The organism is Streptomyces niveus, assembly GCF_001723055.1.
GTDB lineage: Bacteria > Actinomycetota > Actinomycetes > Streptomycetales > Streptomycetaceae > Streptomyces > Streptomyces niveus.
The window spans coordinates 1-1,248 of record NZ_MDCR01000573.1; the positions used below are offsets into that span (position 1 = coordinate 1).

Annotated in this window: 1 protein-coding gene; it reads left to right on the forward strand. The window is 70.8% G+C overall.

Going from position 1 to position 1,248, the window contains the following annotated elements; translation table 11 throughout:
* Window positions 1-202 precede the first annotated feature (202 nt).
* The coding region (locus BHU15_RS37660) for a peptidoglycan-binding protein (protein WP_069631155.1) at window positions 203-1,248 on the forward strand (1,046 nt) is incomplete at its 3' end.

Consider the following 1,248-nt stretch of genomic DNA (forward strand, 5'->3'; position numbering starts at 1 on the left):
AACCAACTGAGCTAGCGGCGCCTGCTGACCTGGAGAACTCTACCCGACGCTCCGGAGTGCTCTCGACCATTTGACGAGCGATGTGGCCTGTCGGATGGTCGTTTTTTACCTTTGATCCGTCAAAATATGATTAGTCATGACCGTTGGCGTCCGGTGGGCGTCCAACACCGCACAGCACCTTGTCGAGCGTGGAGGGGATCGCATGACCGCACCGGTCTTCGAGGAGTACGAACCCGCTTGCGACTGCCCCTGTGGCGGCTGCGCCGAGCAGCGCCGCAGGCTGGCCCAGGGCCTGTCCCTGCGCGCGGGCGGCCACCCCGCCGCGCACGGGGCGCGCCGCGTCCTGGTCCTCGTCACCGCGGCCGGCGTCGCCCTCGGCGCCTCGGGCGCGGGCGCGGGTGAGGCGGACGCGCTCGGCGCCGACGGCGTGGTGTCGGCGGCCGAACCGGATCCGACGACTCCGCAGGGTGTCAGCGGCCCGCTGTACGGGCCCCCGTCGGCGGGACCGTCCCCGAACCCCTCGGTCGGCACGCTGCGCCAGACCAGCCGCGCGGACATCATCAACCGCGCCAAGCTGTGGGTGAACGCCAAGGTCCCCTACTCCATGACGAAGTACTGGTCCGACGGCTACCGCCAGGACTGCTCGGGCTATGTCTCGATGGCCTGGAACCTGGACGGCAACGAGTGGACGGGCAGTCTGTCCCGCTTCGGCACCAAGATCGCCAGGGAGGAGCTCCAGCCCGGCGACATCCTGCTGTTCCACAACCCGTCCGACCCCACGAAGGGGTCGCACGTGACGCTGTTCGGCGGCTGGACCGACTACACGCACACGTACTACCTCGCGTACGAGCAGACGAAGCCGAGCACGCGGGCGCAGTCCACGCCGATGGCGTACTGGAACAACTCGGCGAGTTACGTCGCGTACCGCTACAAGGGCGTCGTCGGGGGCAGCGGCGGCAGCACGCCGGACGTGGCGGTTCCGGTGGACACGCCGAAGCCCGCGGCCTTCCCCGGTGCGAAGTCCTTCGGGCCCGGCGCCGACAACGCGCACGTCACCCGGCTCGGCGAGATGCTCGTCGCGCGGGGCGGCGCACGCTTCTACGCCTCCGGCCCCGGGCCCCGCTGGGGCGAGGCGGACCGGCGTGCCACCGAGGCGTTCCAGCGGGCGCAGGGCTGGCGGGGCGCGGAGGCCGACGGGCTGCCGGGGCCCGACACCTGGCGGTATCTGGTGAACGGGCTCGGCAAGGA